The following is a 16,410-nucleotide window of genomic DNA, read 5'->3' on the forward strand; positions in this document are numbered from 1 at the left end:
CGGTTGCCAGCACAACTTTGAACACGGGGGCAAGCGCCACCACAATCCGACCAATGGTGGCGGATCCCACCGGCTTTGCCCCGGCACCGGGCATTGCCCATCTGAAATATAACGAAAATCCGCTTGGGCCGCCGGCCTCCGCCATTCAGGCTATGGCCGAACTGGCGCGCAGCAGCTGGTATTATGCCGACGATGCGGAAGCCCGATTGGCGGCGATGATCGGCAAGCGGCTGGGCGTGCCGGCTTCGCAAGTGGTGCTGGGTCACGGCAGTTCGGAAGTCATCACCAGTGCCGCCCTCGCCTGGGGCAAGCGCGGCACCATATTGCTGCCGGCGCTGCAATTCGATGAGCCATTGCTCTATCCGATGGCGCAGGGGCTCAATTATCGCCGCGTCGCCATGGCGCCGGATCTGGGCATCGATCTGGGCGCGCTGGCACGGGCCGCTGCCGCACCCGACGTGGCGATGGTCTATCTGTGCAATCCCAACAATCCGACCGGCATGATGCTGAAGGCGGCTGATCTTCTCGCCTTTGCGAAAGCGCTGCCGGCGCGCGTCACGCTGCTGGTGGATGAAGCCTATATGGAACTGGCCGACGATCCGGCCGGTTCGACCATGCTGCCGCTTGTGCAGGCGGGCGCCAATATCATCGTCACCCGCACCTTTTCCAAATTGTTCGGCATGGCTGGGCTGCGCATCGGCTATGCTGTCGCGTCGCCCGCCAATGCCGCCGAACTGAAGCGCCATCGCGTCACCATCAGCCTGAATGCGCCGGGCCTGGCTGCTGCCATCGCCGCTTGGGATGATGGCACGTTCCAGGCACAGAGCCGCAGCGCCATCACGGCCGCGCGCCGGGTGCTGCAGGCCGGCGTGGCCAAAGCCGGCACCATCGCCCTGCCCAGCCAGACCAATTTCCTGTTCGTGAAGGTGGCCGATGCCAACCGCTTTGCCGCCGCCATGGCCCAGCGCGGCATATTGGTGCGCGGCGCATGGGGGCAGGCCTGGCCCGAATGGTCGCGCGTGTCGACCGGGCGCATGGCCGACGTGGAGCGCTATGCCGCTGCCCTGCCGGAACTGGTCAGGGCCTGACCCGCCCTCCCCAAGCTGGCGGTTTGCGCGCTGCCGGCAAGGCGAGTAGCTTGGTCCAAATGTTACAGGGGATGGTGCGTGACCGAGGCGTTTGATTTCATCATCGTGGGTGCAGGTTCAGCCGGATGCGCTCTGGCCAACCGGCTTTCTGCCGATCTCGGCACGCGCGTGGCGCTGCTGGAGGCCGGCGGCAACGACAACAACATGCTGATCCAGATGCCGGCCGGCATCGCCCAGATCATCCCGCCGGAAAAACCCAGCCCCTATGATTGGGGTTTCTGGACCGAGCCGCAGGCGCATCTGGGCGGCCGCCCGCTCTATTGGCCGCGCGGGCGGGCACTGGGCGGATCATCGTCGATCAACGGCATGGTGTATATCCGCGGCCACGCCAGCGATTATGACCGCTGGAGCCAATTGGGCCTCACCGGGTGGGGCTGGGCCGATGTACTGCCCTATTTCCGCAAGGCCGAGGATTCGGAACGCGGCAGCGACGAATTTCACGGGAGTGGCGGCCCGCTGCACACCAGCCGCAAGGGCGCCCTGCCCAATCCGCTCAACGCAGCCTTTGCCGAATCGGCAGTGCAGGCCGGCTACAAGCTGACCGACGATTTCAACGGGCCGCAATTCGAAGGCGTTGGCCAATATGACGCGACCATCAAGGATGGGGAGCGCTTCTCCGCCGCCAAGGCTTATCTCACCGCCGACGTGCGCAAGCGGCCCAATTTGCAGATCATCACCGGCGTGCAGGCTCGGCGCGTGCTGCTGGAAGGCAAGCGCGCGGTTGGCGTTGAATATACGCAAGGCACGTCGCTGCTATCCGCGATGGGCCGGGAAATCATCCTGTGCGGCGGCGCTGTAAACAGCCCGCAATTGCTCATGCTGTCCGGCATTGGCCCGGCTGCGCATCTGAAGCAGTTTGGTGTGGAGGTGGTGGCCGACAGCCAGGATGTCGGCGGCAATCTGCAGGATCACCTGGATGTGATCGTGCAATGGCATTGCAGCCAGCCGGTGACGCTCAACAACAATTCGAAATTCATCAACAAGATGAAAGCGCTGGGCAAATGGGTATTCACCCGCACCGGCAATGGCGCCCACATGCCAACGCCGATGGGGGCGTTCCTTTCCACACGCGAAGGCCTGGCCGCGCCCGATATCCAGATGCACTTCATGCCGGTGCGCGGCAATCCGCACGGCCGCGGCACCATGGATGGGCGCCATGGCTATCAGCTGCACGTGTGCCAGCTGCGCCCGGAAAGCCGCGGCACGATCCGGCTGAAGTCCGCCGATCCGCTGGCCGCACCGGCGATAGATCCCAATTATCTTTCAGCGCCGGAAGATGTCGAAATCCTGGTGCGCGGTGTGGAAATGGCCCGTGAGATCGGCCGCCAGCCCGGCTTTGCGCCCTACAACGATGGCGAAGCCTGGCCGGGTCCGGAGGTGACGGATAGCAGCCAGCTGCTGGAAAAAATGCGTGGCTGGGCCGAAACCATCTATCACCCGGTCGGCAGCTGCCGGATGGGCGTGGATGAACGCGCCGTGGTCGATGGCCAGTTGCGGGTGAACGGCGTCGAAGGGCTGCGCGTGATCGATGCCAGCGTGATGCCGTTCCTGGTCTCGGGCAACACCAACGCACCCACCATCATGATCGCCGAAAAGGCCGCCGACATCATCGCCGCGCGCACCAAGCTGGAACGCAAGCTGGGGTTGGCGGCATGAGCAGCACGCCCTTCACCATCCCGGTGAACGAGGCTGAAGTCGCCTGGATTCGCGATCGTGTTGCGGCCTATCGCTGGTTTGAAGAGCCGCCAAACGCCGGCTGGCGGCACGGTGCCAACCGAGATTACATGCAGCGCCTGCAGGCGCATTGGCTGGGCGGTTACGACTGGGCCGGCGCCGTGAAGCATCTCAATCGGTTGCCGCATGTGCGGGTGCAGGTGGGGGAAGATGGCGGCCAACCCTTCCATCTCCACTGCGTGCATCTGCGTTCCAGCCGGCCCGATGCGCGGCCATTGCTGATCGCTCATGGTTGGCCAGGATCGATCCTGGAATTCGATGCGATCATGGAGCGATTGGCTGAACCGGAAGATCCGACCGCACCGGCCTTCCATGTCGTGGCGCCATCCCTGCCCGGCTATGCGTGGTCAGACCGGCCATCGGCACCGATCGGCCCGCGCGAGGTGGCCCGCCGTTACGATACGCTGATGGGCGCGCTGGGTTATGATCGCTATATCTATCAGGGTGGGGATTGGGGCTGCGTGGTCGGCGGCTGGATGGGACTCGATTCAAGCCGGGTCAAAGCCATCCACCTCAATGGCTATGGCCTGCGCAGTGCCGATATGACGCCGAACACGCCGGACGAGATGGCCTGGATGCAGAAGGCGGTCGCCATGCGCGAAACCGAAACCGCCTATCTGCAGCTGCAGGGCACCAAGCCGCAAAGCCTGGGCTTTGCCATGATGGATTCGCCGATGGGGGTGGCCGCATGGTTCGCCGAGAAGTTCGTAGGCTGGTCGGATGTGGCGGGGGATTATACCGATCCGCCGTTCACCATGGATCAGATGCTCACCAACATCATGATCTATCTCACTACCCGCAGCTTCCTCACCGCGACCTGGATCTATCGCGGCCTGTTTCTGGAGGGCGGATTCGCCATGCCGGCTGATCGCCACGTCGAAGTGCCGGTCGGCGTCGCCGCGTTCCCGCGCGATCTGCTGGCCTTCCCGCCGCGATCGATGGTGGAACGTGGCTATAATGTCGCACATTGGACGACCATGCCCCGCGGCGGCCATTTTGCCAGCCTTGAAGAACCCGAACTTTTCCTGGCCGATCTCAGGGCCTTTGTCGCCAGCCTGTGAGCATGGCCGATCCGGTCTGGGAGGTAACGCCTGGCCTCACCGCCTATCCGGCCGCATTGACCAGGATGCAGGGAATCGCGGCCGGCATCAGGGCCGACTCCGAATCGGAACGCATCTGGCTGGTCGAACACCCCCCACTCTATACCGCTGGCACCAGCGCTGATGCGACAGAACTCATTGATCCGGAAAGATTTCCTGTCTTCAGCGCAGGGCGCGGCGGTCGCTATACCTATCATGGACCAGGGCAGCGCGTAGCCTATGTGATGCTGGATCTGGCAGCGCGCGGCCGTGATGTTCGGCGTTTTGTCGCAGCACTGGAAGTCTGGCTGATCGACATGCTGGCCGATTTCGGGATCGCTGGCCGCATCATCCCGGGCAAAGTGGGCGTCTGGGTGGACACGGCGGACGGGCAAGCGAAGATCGCCGCCATCGGTGTACGTGTGCAACGCTGGGTAAGTTTTCACGGGTTGTCGCTGAACGTCGCGCCCGATCTCAATGATTTCAATGGGATCATCCCCTGCGGGCTGTCCGAACCGGTCACCAGTCTGGCGGCGCTGGGGCACGGTGCAACGCTGGCCGACGTCGATCAGTCGCTCGCGCGCCATTTGCCCGCCATGCTTGCACGTCTCGTCGCATGACGCCGGCTTGATGCAAAGACCCGCTTGCGCGATTTCACGCGCCTCGCTAATGTCTACTTCAGTTGGGGGATTTAAGGCCGAGCCGAGCCGACCCAACTCGTCCTGGGTTCAGGCGTTACCGTCCAAGGAGATTAGAAATGACCATCGTTGAAAAGCTGAAGACTGCCTCGATCATCGCTGGCGCCGCCCTGCTCGTCGTCGCTTGCGGCGAAAAGAAGGCTGAAGAAGCCCCGGCCGCTGAAGCCCCGACCGCTGAAGCCGCTCCGGAAGCTGCTCCGGCTGCCGACGCCATGGCTCCGGCTGCTGACGCCGCTGCTCCGGCCGCTGACGCCGCTGCTCCGGCCGCTGAAGCCGCTCCGGCTGAAGCCAAGTAATTTCGACTTTTCGTCGAATTGCGTTAGGAAGGGCCGTCCCGCTTGGGGCGGCCCTTTTTTCTTGTTTGGGGAAGGAATGACCATGAGCCTTACACAAATCACGGAACAGATGACCGAGCGCCTGGGCGCCGGTGGCCAGTTCAAGAAGTCCGTGAAATTCGATTTCGGCGCCGATGGCCTGGTGCGCATTGATGATACCGTTTCGCCCGTCGTCGTCAGCAATGAAGACGGCCCGACTGCCTGCAGCATCAAGGTTTCGATGGCTGATTTCATGGATATTGCCACGGGCAAGCAGAACGCCCAGATGGCGTTCATGATGGGTAAGCTCAAGATCGAAGGCGACATGTCGGTCGCCCTTTCGCTGGGCAGCATCCTGGGCTGAACCGGGCGTGATGGTTCACCGGGCGTGGGCATCGCCCGGCCCGGTGGCCTGAGGCTCCTTTTCTTGAATGGGTAATTGATGCGTTCAATTTTGTGGCTGGCGCTGAGTTGTTTTCTTGTGGTGAGCGCTGCCGACGCTGCGCCGCGCAAGAGCAAGCGCCCGGTTCGCAAGGGCCCGGTCAAAGCCGCTAGCCGAATGCCGGCCAAGCCGCCGGCGCCAAAGCTGCCAACAACAGCTGGCATCATGGTGCCCAAGGCGGTGGTTCTGATCCGGGCGATCCCGGTTGAAACGCGCGCCCATGCGGTGTGGACATTGCGCGCGGCATTGAACGTCGCTGCACTGCAGTGCCAATATTCACCGTTCCTGCGCTCGGTGGACAATTATAATCAGATGCTGAGGAAGCACGGCGGCGAGCTGACATCAGCTCAGACGACGGTGCTGAGCCATTATACGCGGACAATGAAGCGCGGCGGCGCAGCGGCCTTTGATCGCTACAACACCCGCAGCTACAACAGTTTTTCAACCCTGGATGCGCAATATAATTTTTGCTGGGCTGCTGGTCAGGCGGGTCAGGCAGTGCGTGTCGGCGATGTCGGCGCAATGGGCCGGATTGCAGAGGCCATGGTACCGGAGCTGCGCGCCGCGCTGGCCTATGTGCCGCCGGCTGCCGGATTGAACGTGCCGCCATTGCCGCCGCTGCCCGATGTGCGGCCGGATCTGGCTAACCTCACCGAGAGCTGACCGACACTCGTCTGGTTGGTGGCTTAACAACCAGGCAGCAGCCTGCGGGCGGGGGCTGGCTGTATCTGGTCCTGACCGACGGCAGACAAAGAAAAAGGGGGAGCGGCTGAGCCGCTCCCCCGATTTCGTTAAGCCTGTAAGCCGCTTACTGCGGCTGGCATGGGCCCGTCGGGGCCGGCGCCGGAGCACCGCTGAAGGTGATTTCCACGCGACGGTTTTGCGGTTCACGCACACCATCGGCGGTATCAACCAACGGACGGCCTTCGCCGAACGCTTCGGTGCCCATCGCATCAGCGGGAACGCCCTTGCCGGCTAGATAGGCCTTCACGGCATCAGCGCGACGCTGCGACAGCTTCACGTTGTAATCGTCCTTGCCCGACTTGTCGGCGTGGCCGGCAAGCGCAACGCTGGTCTGGCCAGTGGCGGCAAACTGTTCCGCAGCACGATCAAGGATCGCAGCGGCTTCAGCCGTGATGGCCGACTTGTCCCAATCGAAGAAGACCAAGAACGGACCCGGGGTCACAGCAGCCGGCGGGCACGGCGGCAGCGGGGCCGGTGCGGGCGGAGGCGGCGGAGGCGGCGGAGGCGGCGGAGGCGGCGGAGGCGGCGCTTCCGCCTCGAAGAAGTTGTAGGTCAGCGTCAGCAGCACGCTGTGGCTGCGGAACGCGTTGTTCACCGGCAGACCGTTTACAGTGAACGTGTCCACCTTGTTCACGTTCATCCAACGATACTTCAGGCCGACATCGACATGGTCGCTGATCGGCTTATAGACGCCAGCTAGGATGTTCCACGCGAACGACGTATCAGCATCGTCCTGGAATACCAGGCCCGGATTGCGCAGACGCGCAAACTGCTTGACGCGGGCGATACCGGCACCAGCGCCGATGTAGCCACCGAAGTCCTTGTCCTTGCCGCCGAAATCGATGAGGCCGTTCAGCATGAAGGCCAAGGCGCTGGCGGTGCCACCGGCGTCAGGATACTGACGCGTCGGCGGGATACCGACCGTGTTGACGCCCGTGGTCGTCGTGTACGGAATCGCCGGCGGCGGGTTCAACAGGTTCGATTCACGATTCTTGGAACGCAGATAGTTCAGCGCGAATTCGGCGCGGAAACCACCAAAATCATAACCAACATTCCCGCCGAAATCGAAACCGGGGAAATAGGTGTGCGTGATTGAGTTTTCGACCGTGGTCGCACCATTGGCTGTGGAGATGTCCAGGCTCTGCTTTTGCAGCAGGTTAACACCCGCTTCCAGACCAATATACCAAGCCTTGTCCTTCGCAGTGGCCGCGCTCGAAAGCGCGGTTGCCGCGAGGGCGAGGCCGATCGCAAGCTTGCGCATCGTCTTCCCCTTTGAGTAGAGCCAATCCTATTCTGGCTTCTCGACAGTCTTTATCGCAGGCACTTGCGGGGATGCAAGTCTGGATTGGTTAAGATTGTTGCCCCGATGCAACAGTTCAAAGGGGAAAATGGCGACAGCCCTCCCTGTTTTTAGGAAATTATGCCCTGCTGCTGCAATGCCGTCAGCAGTGTAGCCAATGTTGCGCGGGCTTCGCTGTCCACTATGCCACCACCGCTGGGCAGGGTAATCATGGCTGGATAGGCGGCCAATAGGGTGCGGCCATTGATCGAAAAACCCAGAGTGGGCCACTTGGCCTGCCAGTCGCCCTTGCGGACAAGCATCACGTCTTCATCATCGACCAGCACGACCTGTCCATCGCGGGGACTTGCGGCCAACCAGCCCGAATCTTGCCAGTGCATCAGCGTTCCGGCCGGATGCGCGCCAGCGTGGCGCTGTTCATCACCCACACCGCACCCTGGCGATAGGGGCTGGCCAGCGCGTGCACCATGTCGATCAGGCGATCCTGCGGGTTGGTCTCAGCGAAATTGCCCGCCGCGCCCAACGTGATGAACTGCAGCGCGCCGAACGGACGCGTCAGATCCGCCGTGGCAGCGGTGGGCGCCGTCAGGAAAGCGCGCCGGCCTGCACCAGCGCCGCGGCCTCGGCCCCGCGCCCTTGCGGCAGGATGCGCGCCGAGATGCGGAGGCCGCGGGCATCTTCCCCCAGGCTATCGACGAACCCGATTGGTTCATGCGGTTTGTGCTGCCACAGCAGGGGGATCGGCGCTGTCGCCTCGGCAAAGGCGCCCGGCATCACCACGTCGCCACCCTTGTCGGGCACGGCAAACACGCTGGCATAGCCAGCAATCCGCAGACGGCCGGCCGCCATGGCGGGCCAGCAATTCTAGAAAGGCCATGCGATCCTTGCGGCTGCCCACCAATCGCCGCGCTTCGCGGGTGCCCAGCCGGTGGCGGCTGCGCTCTGCTGAGCGATCGCGCTGCTTGCGGGCCGGAGGGGCACAAGCAGCCACAGCAAACACGTCACCAGCCATCGCTGGCGAGACAAGCGCATCAAGCATGCAAGAGGCTCCTGGAAAGCGGCGACTTCAGCCCTGTTCAGGCCGATTCCGCAGGCATGCCATATTGATAACCAAAAGCGTTACACCTGTCAATCAATAAAGTGCCTATTTGGTTATTTTATCCAGCGTCGCCACCACTTCCGCAGCAAAGCGCGGCATCGCGAATGGCGCGGCCGGCAGATCGAAGCCGCGCCGAATCACGATGATATTCCTCCCCGGCACGATCACCGCATACTGCCCGCGATTGCCATTCATCGCATAGGTTCCCGCAGGCAATGCCGGCACCGCATCATGCGCGCCCAGCCCACCCCACCGCCAGAATCCGGCACCATAGCCTTCGGGCCGGCCCTGCGGCTGGGTCATTGTCGCGGCTTCCACAAATGCCGGCCAATCGGTAGGCAGCAGCTGCTGGCCCCCAATCTTGCCGCCGTTCTGGTACAGCAGCGCCAGCCGGGCCAGATCGCGCGCCGTCATCCACACCTGACTCGACAGCACGAAATCGCCCTGCCAGTCGGTTTCCGGCGTGGTTCGGGTCATCCCCAGCGGCCACAGCAGTTCGGTGAACGGGAAGGCCAGCGCCGCGTGCTTGCCGCCCTGTGCTGCGACGGTGCGCGAAAGGGCCAGCCCGGCCAACATGATGTCATTATTGCTGTAATTGAAATGCGTGCCCGGTGCATATTCCAGCGGCATCGTCACCGCCGTCTGCGCCACCAAGGCACCGCCCACATAAACTTCGTCCGTGCGGTTGCCCGGCCCGGCCGTCCACAACCCGCTATTCATGCGCAGCAGTTGGTTCCAGCTGATGGCGGCGCGCGGATCGCCTTCTGCTCGCCACTGCGGCACAGGCGCTGGCCGGTTCACGTCCACCAGCCCAAGCTGCACCGCCCGGCCGACAAGTGTGGCTGTCAGCGATTTGGCCACACTCCACGTGCGCTGCGGCGTGTGCATCGTCCAATCGGCGCGATAGCGTTCGGCGATGATCTTGCCGTCCTTCAGCACGATCACCGCCGTGGTGCGATCACTGGCAAAGGCCGTCGCCACCACTTCATCCAGCGCGACGCGGGCCTTGCGCTTCTTCAGCGGCTGCGCCGCGCCGGCATCGCCCAGCGGCCAGGCCATGGCATCGGTCGCCGCCAGATCTGGTGTTGTCAGGCCCGGCACCAGCTTGGGCAGCGCTGATGCGACCTCCGGCCCGGCGCCCGGCGGCAACTGCGCGCAGCCCAACAAAGGCCGCCACACGGCGATGCGAGGTGGCATATCATCAGCAAATTTAACCGATACGGTTCGCGTTGCTTCGTTGATCGCGGCGGGCAATGTGGTCACGCTGTCCTGATACTCGCGGTAGATACCGGTCAGATCATCGCGGGTGATGCTGGCGACATCCTGTCCTGCATTCCAGCGCCCGGAACACAGGAAGGCCGCCTTGTACCCCGCCGCCAGCGCCAGCCGGTGAGGGTCCTCTGCCGCAGCGGCAGGAGCAGCCAGCAATGCCGCCGCGATCAGTGCCCGCTTCATGCCATCAGGGTCCCCCACACGCTGGCCATCAGCATGCCGGCGCGCATGTCGCCCACGGTGGTGCCAGCCATCTTGTTCATCACGTAACTCATGCACAGCCGCGCATCCATGTCGCACACCACCAGGCTGCCGCCGTAACCGCCCCAGAATATGGTGTTGGGGTTGGGCATCGGGCGTGTCGGCCCAGCCAGGCCATAGCCCATGCCGTAACGCACCGGCATGTTCAGCACCTGGTCGTGCCCTTCGATCTGCAGTTCCAACGCCTTCTTCACGCCGGCCTCGCTCAGCAGCCGCTTGCCGCCGGCCACACCGCCATTGGCCATGAGGGTCTGCACCGCCGCGACCGAGCGGGCATTGCCATGGCCGCCCGCCGCCGGGATTTCCGCCGCGCGCCATGCGCGGGTGCGGGTATCGAGCGGGTTGATCGGCGGGTTGGTCGCCATATTCTTCGCCAGCGCCGATTGCGGCCCGTCGCTGATGCTGGCGCCCTGCGGCGGCGGCACCAGATCGGCGACACGGCCATCGTGCGCCGCATCCAGCCCGATATGGAAATCGGCCCCCAGCGGCCCGGCCAACTGCTCCGCAAACACCGTGCCCAGCGACTTGCCGGTGATGCGCCGCACAACTTCACCGACCAGATAGCCTTGCGTCACCGCGTGATAGCCCGGCGCGGTGCCCGGTTCCCAGAACGGCGCCTGCGCGGCCAGGCGGCTGGTGACCAGATCCCAGTCGTACAAATCAGCCGGCTGCATCGGATCGTGAAAGCCGGACAGGCCGGCGGCATGGCTCATCAACTGCGCCACGGTCACGTCCTGCTTACCGGCCGCGGCAAACTCCGGCCAGTAATGCGCGACCTTCTCTTCAAACTTCAGCGCGCCCTGGTCCGCCAACCACAGCGCGGTGAGCGCCGTCATCGTCTTGGTGGTAGAATAGACGTTGACGATCGTGTCCTTCTCCCAGGGCCGCGTCTGTTCGGCATCGGCCCAGCCGCCCCACAGATCGATCACTGGCTCGCCATCAATCGTGGCGGCGAAACTGGCCCCGAGATCATCACCGCGCGCGAAGGCCGCGGCAAAGGCGCCGCGCACGGCTTCGAATTTCGGATGCACAAAACCCTGAACGTCACTCATGTCACCATCTCCTCGGGCAGGGGCGATGGCCCCACCAGTTCACGATATCGTTTCAGCGCATATCGGTCTGTCATGCCAGCGACGAAATCACCAACATGCCGGGCACGCGCCGGTTCTTCGGCCGGGCAGGTCGCGGCCCAATCGCCCGGCAACTGCGCCGGATCGGCGTGCAGCGCGGCAAACAGCCCTTCCACCACCGCTTCAGAAGGATCGCGCAGCCGGGCCACCGCCGGCGCGCGGTACATATGTTCGCGCAAGAAGGCCTTCAGCGCCCGAACCTCGGCGGAAAGCCCGTCCGAAAGGCCGGCAATCGTGTGGCCGGCGCTGCGAATATCTTCGACGCTGCGCGCATCGATCGCCGCAAGCCGGGCGCGCGTGGTGGCGATCAGATCCGTCACCATCCGCCCCATCTGTTCGCGCACAAGTTCGGGCACCAGCCGCCGCCGCGCCGAAATGCCGGGCCAGCGCCGCGTCACCGCCTGCCAACAATCAGCCACGAAGGGCACGGCGGCCACCACATCCTCAATCCCGAACAGGCCGGCGCGGATGCCATCATCCAGATCGTGATTGTCGTAGGCAATATCGTCGGCAATCGCCGCAATCTGCGCTTCCAGCCCGGCATGGCTGGTTAGGTCCAAAGGCCAAGCCGCATCCACGCCGGCCAGCGCCCAGCCGGGTTCGAAAATCGGGCCGTTGTGCTTGGCCAGGCCTTCCAGTGTTTCCCATGTCAGGTTCAGGCCATCGAACCCTGGGTGCCGGCACTCCAGTTTCGTCACGATGCGCAGGGCGTGGCCGTTGTGATCAAAGCCACCCCAAGGCGCCATCACCCGTTCCAGCGCATCCTCACCGCTATGCCCGAACGGCGGGTGGCCCAGATCATGCGCCAGCGCCAGCGCCTCGGTGAGATCCTCGTCGACACTGAACGCGCGGGCCAGGCTGCGGGCGATCTGCGCCACTTCCAGGCTATGGGTGAGACGCACGCGGAAATGATCACCATCCGGCGCGACAAACACCTGCGTCTTGTAGCGCAGCCGGCGGAACGCGCCGGCATGGATGATCCGGTCACGATCGCGCGCAAACGGGCTGCGCGTCGCCGATGCCGCCTCCGTGTGCAGCCGCCCGCGTGACGCCTGCCAGTGCGTGGCATAGGTGGCGAGGGTCAAAGCCCCCCCCTCACTTCACCGTTCCGGCCGCCTTCAGCGCCTCCACCTTGCCCGCGTCATAGCCCAGCTCGGCCAGGATCGCGTCGGTATCGGCGATCTTGGTCATGCGCGGCGTATCGCTCACGGTGGCGGAATAACGCGGCGCCGGTGCCGGCTGCATCACGCCGTCAGCCTCCACAAACGTCCCGCGCGCGGCATTGTGCGGGTGGTGCGGGGCTTCGCTCATGCTCAGCACAGGCGCAAAGCACACATCGGTCATCTCCATATCCGCACACCAGTCATCGCGGGTGCGCGTCTTGAACAGCGTCGTCAGCCGCTCCTTCAACGCGGGCCACTGCGCCGAGTTCATCTGCGCGGCGAAATCCGCATCATCCTTCAACCCGGTCTTTTCCAGCAGCAGTGCATAAAATTGCGGTTCCAGGCTGCCGATGCTGATCCATTTTCCGTCGGCGCATTCATACGTGTCATACATGTGGGCGCCGGTATCGAGCAGGTTCACCCCGCGCTCGTCCTTCCAAATGCCGTTGGCGCGGAAACCCCAAATCATCGCCATCAGCGCTGCCGCACCATCGGTCATGGCGCAATCGATCACCTGGCCCTGGCCGGTGGTTTTGGCGTGCAGCAGCGCCGAAACCATGCCGAACGCCAGCATCATGCCGCCGCCGCCGAAATCGCCGACCATGTTGATCGGCGGCGTCGGCTTCTCGCCCGCCCGGCCATAGGCGTGCAGGGCGCCGGCCAGCGCGATATAGTTGATGTCGTGGCCGGCGGCGTTGGCATAGGGCCCGAATTGGCCCCAGCCGGTCATGCGGCCATATACCAGCTTGGAATTGACGGCGTGGCATTCTGCCGGGCCCAGGCCCAGCCGCTCGGTCACGCCGGGGCGGAAACCTTCGAAAAGCGCATCGGCGGATTTCACCAGATCCAACACCAGCGCCCTGCCTTTGTCACTCTTCAGATCCACCCCGATCACCCGTCGGCCGCGCAGCAGCGGATCACGCGCATCGATCCGCGCGCCCGGCCGATCCACCCGGATCACTTCCGCGCCATGATCGGCCAGCATCATACCGGCAAATGGCCCCGGCCCGATCCCGGCCAGTTCGATGATCCTGATTCCCTGCAGCGGCCCGGCCATATGCGTCACTCCCTTGTGTTTGGGCCACAAGTGGCACGCCGGGCGCGGCAGGCCAAGCTGTTGGGGGTGGCAGGGGCAGGCACTGCGGCCGGCGGCCTTCAATCGGTGCGGGGCACGAACGGGAAGGTCTGCCGCTCGACGATCTCGCTCACAGCGCGGTGGGCTTCCTCGAACGCGGCATCAGTGTGCGGGCTGGCGGCGGCATCGGCATTGGCGATGGCAACCAGGCCATAGGGCTGGCGTCCGATGACGCAGGGGCGGGTGGGGCTTTGGGCATAGACCCACTCCACCGGATCGGTGAGGCTGTTGTAGGTATAGCTGTAGCCATGCGGCCAGCGGTTGACGGTAATGGCGGCGATGTCGCGCGCCGGATCAAAGCCGCCGGGGCCAAGCAAACGTGCCAATTGGCTACGAGTTTCGCGCTCGAAATCCTCGAAGCTGGTGGCGAGCAGGCGGGCGCGGCCAATTTTGTGCTGCTCGCGGCGCGGCAGGCCGGGTTCGGCGGGAAATTGCGTCAGATGCAGCGCGATCGGCTCGTCCGGGCTTTGCGCGTGGACCACGCCGCCCAGTCTGGCAGCTTCGGTGAGCGCCACCGTGTCGTGAAACATGGTTGGGCAATAGAAATTGGACACACCGAGCTTGTGGAAGGCGCGCCAGTTGCGCAGCACGACATTGGTATAGACCAGCGGCCCCTTGGTGCCATAGCGCAGCGCGTCTTTCTGGGCGGCGGGCAATTCCGGCATGATGTGCGGGATCACCTCGTTCCAGCAGGCGAGCAGCACCGCCTTCGCGCGCACCGATTGCAGCTTGCCATCTTTCACATAACGCACCGTCGCGTTGCTGGCGCTCGCCGCATCGCCGTCGTGGCTGACGTTGAGAACGAGGCTGGAGAGCCGGATGCGCACCGGGTTCGCCGGCGCATCGAGCGCAGCATAATTGATGCGGGCGGTTGCCATGTCTTCCTGCGTGCGCGCCGGCGTCGCCCCAGGCACCAGTGCCGCCACCAGCAGCCGGGCCAGCGTGGCATTGCCATCGGGGAAATGAATGGACTCCTTGCCTTCGCGTTGGCGGCCGTGGTGGCCGCCGTGCAGATCGGCAAACAGGCCATCGGGTACCTGGCCCAGGCCAAGGCCGGAGAAACCGGGATAGCCCTGCACCCAGCCGAACAGCGCCGGCGTGGCATCGGCGCCGACACAGAAGCTGGCGCGGCCCATGGTCATGAAGAACCACATCGCTTGGGCATCGAGGCCGACTGTTTGGGTATAATAATCCTGCAGCGATGTGCGGGCGAGGAAGGCCTTCTTTGCCGTCACATCCATGCTGGCCAGATAATCTGGCTGATCGGGTGCAAGCAGCCGCGCCATGTCGGCACGGGCCTTTGGCGAAAGAGGCGTGCGGGCGAGGAACTCTGCGCCGAACCGCGGCCCGCGCATGCCGCGCTGCGCCGGATCGGCCACCACCAGTTGATCCTTGCCCCAACGCTCCTTCTCGAAGAAATAGCCGCGCCGCAGGCCGAGCCCGGCATAGAGCCGGCTGTTGGCATCGTTGGTGACCTTGTAGCGCTCCAGATCGATGCCGAGATCATCAAGGATCGAACGCGCCCATTTGTTGTAGCGTTCGGGCGACTCGATATTCAGCGTGCCGCCGTTGATGACGATGGATTTGCCATCCACCACATATTCGTTGCGCTTGGCGTGGCCGCCAAAATCATCGTGATTATCAAGGATCAGGATGCGTGCCTGCGGCCCCACTGCCTTGCGATAGAAATGCGCTGCCGCCAGGCCGCTCAGCCCGCCGCCGACGATGACAAGATCATAGGTCTCACCCGTATCCTGCGCGTCGCCGGGTTTCTGGCCGTCGCGCAACGCATGCGCCATTTCGAACGAGCCCGGATGGCTGCCGCGCATCCCGGTGCGGGACGGGGGGTAAGTCTCGTCTTGCGGGATCAGGCCCCCGGCTCGCGCTGCGCCCAGTGCCGGCACCCCGGCCCCGAGCGCGCCGACCGCCACCGCGGCTCCGTTCACGAAATCGCGGCGGCTGATGCGGGCGTTCATGCCCAGTGCGTCATCATCCAGCATCGGCCAGCCCCCAAGTGCACTTTGCCCGTTGTTATTTCCGTCGCACCCACTTCAGATCATATTCGGTGGTCCAGGTCGTGCCGCCATCTTCGGTGCCCACCGAAAGTTCGCGGATGGTGCCATCCGAGTTGGCAAACAGCGTCCAGTGGCGCAGCCGCACCTTGCCGTTCGGCAGCGGCCGTTCGGTGACATAACGCATCTCGCCGGGCTTGATCAGGCTGCCGCGGAAACTGGTGGTCGCCCCGGTATCCGTCGCCCAGTAATAGCCCCAGTTCTTCAGCAGAGGCGAATAGTTGAACAGGCCAACGCCATTGCCGCCACGGGCCGCGTCGAGCACCATCCAGCGTTCCTCGATCACGCAATCGTTCAGGATCAGCTTCATGGAGACTTCGGCGGTCTTCTTGTCGCCGGCAAACACATCCCATTCGCCAACGGTGAAATCCTGCTGGCGAAACAGACTGTCGGCCCGGCAGGTTTCGGTGGGTTTGGCAGCGGGCGGCGCTGCCGGGGTCTGGGCGGCGACGGGCACGGCGGCAGCCAGCATTACGGCGATCAACGGGATGTTCTGGCGCATCGGCCCCTCCTTGCACTGCGATGGCGGTATGCTAGCCTAATTGCAGGGCGTCGTCTCGCTCGTCGGATTACGGAGGGGCGGAGCCGGCAGGGGGAACCAGGTGATGAGCGATTGGTCTGATCGGACGTTGGGGATGAACCGGCCGATTGCGCGGCGGGATTTCATCAGCGGCGTGGCGGTTGGTGTCGCGGCGTCTGGCCTATCCTTGCCGGCATGGGCGGCCGAAGCGCCCGACTATCCCCCGTTGAAAACCGGCCTGCGCGGGCAATATCCCGGCAGTTTCGAAACCGCGCACATGGCCCGCGACGGCAGTTTTG

General features: G+C 64.3%; 17 protein-coding genes and 1 pseudogene. 8 read left to right on the top strand and 10 right to left on the bottom strand.

Going from position 1 to position 16,410, the window contains the following annotated elements:
- The first annotated feature begins 53 nt into the window (after nt 1–53).
- The 7 genes from Q7O19_RS08820 (at nt 54) to Q7O19_RS08850 (ending at nt 6,078) form a co-directional block, all read left to right on the top strand.
- A complete protein-coding gene (locus tag Q7O19_RS08820; protein ID WP_303809992.1) occupies nt 54–1,088 on the top strand; it encodes a histidinol-phosphate transaminase in 1,035 nt (344 codons plus the stop codon).
- Nucleotides 1,089–1,166: 78 nt separating this feature from the next.
- On the top strand, nt 1,167–2,804 hold the full coding sequence (locus Q7O19_RS08825) for a GMC family oxidoreductase (protein ID WP_303809993.1): 1,638 nt from the start codon (nt 1,167–1,169) through the stop codon (nt 2,802–2,804).
- Complete coding sequence (locus Q7O19_RS08830) at nt 2,801–3,943, top strand: epoxide hydrolase family protein (protein ID WP_303809994.1); 1,143 nt, start codon at nt 2,801–2,803, stop codon at nt 3,941–3,943. The genes Q7O19_RS08825 and Q7O19_RS08830 overlap by 4 nt, the downstream gene beginning before the upstream one ends.
- A 2-nt stretch (nt 3,944–3,945) precedes the next feature.
- On the top strand, nt 3,946–4,581 hold the full coding sequence (gene lipB / locus Q7O19_RS08835; protein WP_303809995.1) for a lipoyl(octanoyl) transferase LipB: 636 nt from the start codon (nt 3,946–3,948) through the stop codon (nt 4,579–4,581).
- 137 nt (nt 4,582–4,718) lie between these two features.
- On the top strand, nt 4,719–4,955 hold the full coding sequence (locus tag Q7O19_RS08840) for a hypothetical protein (protein WP_303809996.1): 237 nt from the start codon (nt 4,719–4,721) through the stop codon (nt 4,953–4,955).
- A gap of 82 nt (nt 4,956–5,037) precedes the next feature.
- Nucleotides 5,038–5,337, top strand: a complete 300-nt coding sequence (locus Q7O19_RS08845; RefSeq protein WP_029131460.1) for an SCP2 sterol-binding domain-containing protein — start codon at nt 5,038–5,040, stop codon at nt 5,335–5,337.
- A gap of 78 nt (nt 5,338–5,415) precedes the next feature.
- The gene (locus Q7O19_RS08850; protein ID WP_303809998.1) at nt 5,416–6,078 is read left to right on the top strand and encodes a hypothetical protein; all 663 of its coding nucleotides are present in this window, start codon (nt 5,416–5,418) and stop codon (nt 6,076–6,078) included.
- A gap of 145 nt (nt 6,079–6,223) precedes the next feature.
- On the opposite strand, the gene Q7O19_RS08855 is transcribed toward Q7O19_RS08850, so the two are convergent.
- From Q7O19_RS08855 to Q7O19_RS08900, 10 genes and pseudogenes are all read right to left on the bottom strand, one after another.
- On the bottom strand, nt 6,224–7,420 hold the full coding sequence (locus Q7O19_RS08855) for an OmpA family protein (protein ID WP_303810000.1): 1,197 nt from the start codon (nt 7,418–7,420) through the stop codon (nt 6,224–6,226).
- Nucleotides 7,421–7,569: 149 nt separating this feature from the next.
- A complete protein-coding gene (locus Q7O19_RS08860) occupies nt 7,570–7,839 on the bottom strand; it encodes a hypothetical protein (RefSeq protein ID WP_303794292.1) in 270 nt (89 codons plus the stop codon).
- A gap of 11 nt (nt 7,840–7,850) precedes the next feature.
- A pseudogene (locus tag Q7O19_RS08865) lies at nt 7,851–8,060 on the bottom strand (phage major capsid protein); the annotation flags it as partial.
- On the bottom strand, nt 8,045–8,308 hold the full coding sequence (locus Q7O19_RS08870; RefSeq protein WP_022680311.1) for an HK97 family phage prohead protease: 264 nt from the start codon (nt 8,306–8,308) through the stop codon (nt 8,045–8,047). The pseudogene Q7O19_RS08865 and the gene Q7O19_RS08870, both read right to left, overlap by 16 nt.
- A gap of 295 nt (nt 8,309–8,603) precedes the next feature.
- Nucleotides 8,604–10,013 carry a serine hydrolase gene (locus Q7O19_RS08875; RefSeq protein WP_022680312.1) on the bottom strand — a complete coding sequence of 470 codons (1,410 nt, stop codon included), beginning with the start codon at nt 10,011–10,013 and terminating at the stop codon, nt 8,604–8,606.
- Nucleotides 10,010–11,143: a serine hydrolase domain-containing protein gene (locus Q7O19_RS08880; RefSeq protein WP_303810001.1), complete on the bottom strand. Its 1,134-nt coding sequence runs from the start codon at nt 11,141–11,143 to the stop codon at nt 10,010–10,012. Before Q7O19_RS08880 ends, Q7O19_RS08875 begins: the two co-directional genes overlap by 4 nt.
- Nucleotides 11,140–12,306 (bottom strand): deoxyguanosinetriphosphate triphosphohydrolase, encoded by a 1,167-nt coding sequence (locus tag Q7O19_RS08885; protein WP_303810002.1) that lies wholly within the window; start codon nt 12,304–12,306, stop codon nt 11,140–11,142. The genes Q7O19_RS08880 and Q7O19_RS08885 overlap by 4 nt, the downstream gene beginning before the upstream one ends.
- Before the next feature lie 10 nt (nt 12,307–12,316).
- Nucleotides 12,317–13,441: a CaiB/BaiF CoA-transferase family protein gene (locus Q7O19_RS08890; RefSeq protein ID WP_303810004.1), complete on the bottom strand. Its 1,125-nt coding sequence runs from the start codon at nt 13,439–13,441 to the stop codon at nt 12,317–12,319.
- Nucleotides 13,442–13,539: 98 nt separating this feature from the next.
- The gene (locus Q7O19_RS08895; protein ID WP_303810005.1) at nt 13,540–15,519 is read right to left on the bottom strand and encodes an NAD(P)/FAD-dependent oxidoreductase; all 1,980 of its coding nucleotides are present in this window, start codon (nt 15,517–15,519) and stop codon (nt 13,540–13,542) included.
- Between the two features lie 31 nt (nt 15,520–15,550).
- Nucleotides 15,551–16,093, bottom strand: coding sequence for a hypothetical protein (locus Q7O19_RS08900; protein ID WP_303810006.1), 543 nt, complete (start codon nt 16,091–16,093; stop codon nt 15,551–15,553).
- Between the two features lie 103 nt (nt 16,094–16,196).
- Here Q7O19_RS08900 and Q7O19_RS08905 point away from each other — a divergent pair.
- Nucleotides 16,197–16,410, top strand: a 214-nt coding sequence (locus Q7O19_RS08905) for a twin-arginine translocation signal domain-containing protein (protein WP_303810007.1), incomplete at its 3' end; no start/stop codon positions are given.

It is taken from the genome of Sandarakinorhabdus limnophila DSM 17366, assembly GCF_945882885.1.
Taxonomy (GTDB): domain Bacteria; phylum Pseudomonadota; class Alphaproteobacteria; order Sphingomonadales; family Sphingomonadaceae; genus Sandarakinorhabdus; species Sandarakinorhabdus limnophila_A.

Coding starts and splice junctions, on each gene's coding strand:
- Q7O19_RS08900 (WP_303810006.1), bottom strand. CDS start 16,093: ATGCGCCAGAACATCCCGTTGATCGCCGTAATGCTGGCTGCCGCCGTG.
- Q7O19_RS08890 (WP_303810004.1), bottom strand. CDS start 13,441: ATGGCCGGGCCGCTGCAGGGAATCAGGATCATCGAACTGGCCGGGATC.
- Q7O19_RS08850 (WP_303809998.1), top strand. CDS start 5,416: ATGCGTTCAATTTTGTGGCTGGCGCTGAGTTGTTTTCTTGTGGTGAGC.
- Q7O19_RS08880 (WP_303810001.1), bottom strand. CDS start 11,143: ATGAGTGACGTTCAGGGTTTTGTGCATCCGAAATTCGAAGCCGTGCGC.
- Q7O19_RS08860 (WP_303794292.1), bottom strand. CDS start 7,839: ATGCACTGGCAAGATTCGGGCTGGTTGGCCGCAAGTCCCCGCGATGGA.
- Q7O19_RS08875 (WP_022680312.1), bottom strand. CDS start 10,013: ATGAAGCGGGCACTGATCGCGGCGGCATTGCTGGCTGCTCCTGCCGCT.
- Q7O19_RS08870 (WP_022680311.1), bottom strand. CDS start 8,308: ATGGCGGCCGGCCGTCTGCGGATTGCTGGCTATGCCAGCGTGTTTGCC.
- Q7O19_RS08830 (WP_303809994.1), top strand. CDS start 2,801: ATGAGCAGCACGCCCTTCACCATCCCGGTGAACGAGGCTGAAGTCGCC.
- Q7O19_RS08840 (WP_303809996.1), top strand. CDS start 4,719: ATGACCATCGTTGAAAAGCTGAAGACTGCCTCGATCATCGCTGGCGCC.
- Q7O19_RS08855 (WP_303810000.1), bottom strand. CDS start 7,420: ATGCGCAAGCTTGCGATCGGCCTCGCCCTCGCGGCAACCGCGCTTTCG.
- Q7O19_RS08895 (WP_303810005.1), bottom strand. CDS start 15,519: ATGCTGGATGATGACGCACTGGGCATGAACGCCCGCATCAGCCGCCGC.
- lipB (WP_303809995.1), top strand. CDS start 3,946: ATGGCCGATCCGGTCTGGGAGGTAACGCCTGGCCTCACCGCCTATCCG.
- Q7O19_RS08820 (WP_303809992.1), top strand. CDS start 54: ATGGTGGCGGATCCCACCGGCTTTGCCCCGGCACCGGGCATTGCCCAT.
- Q7O19_RS08845 (WP_029131460.1), top strand. CDS start 5,038: ATGAGCCTTACACAAATCACGGAACAGATGACCGAGCGCCTGGGCGCC.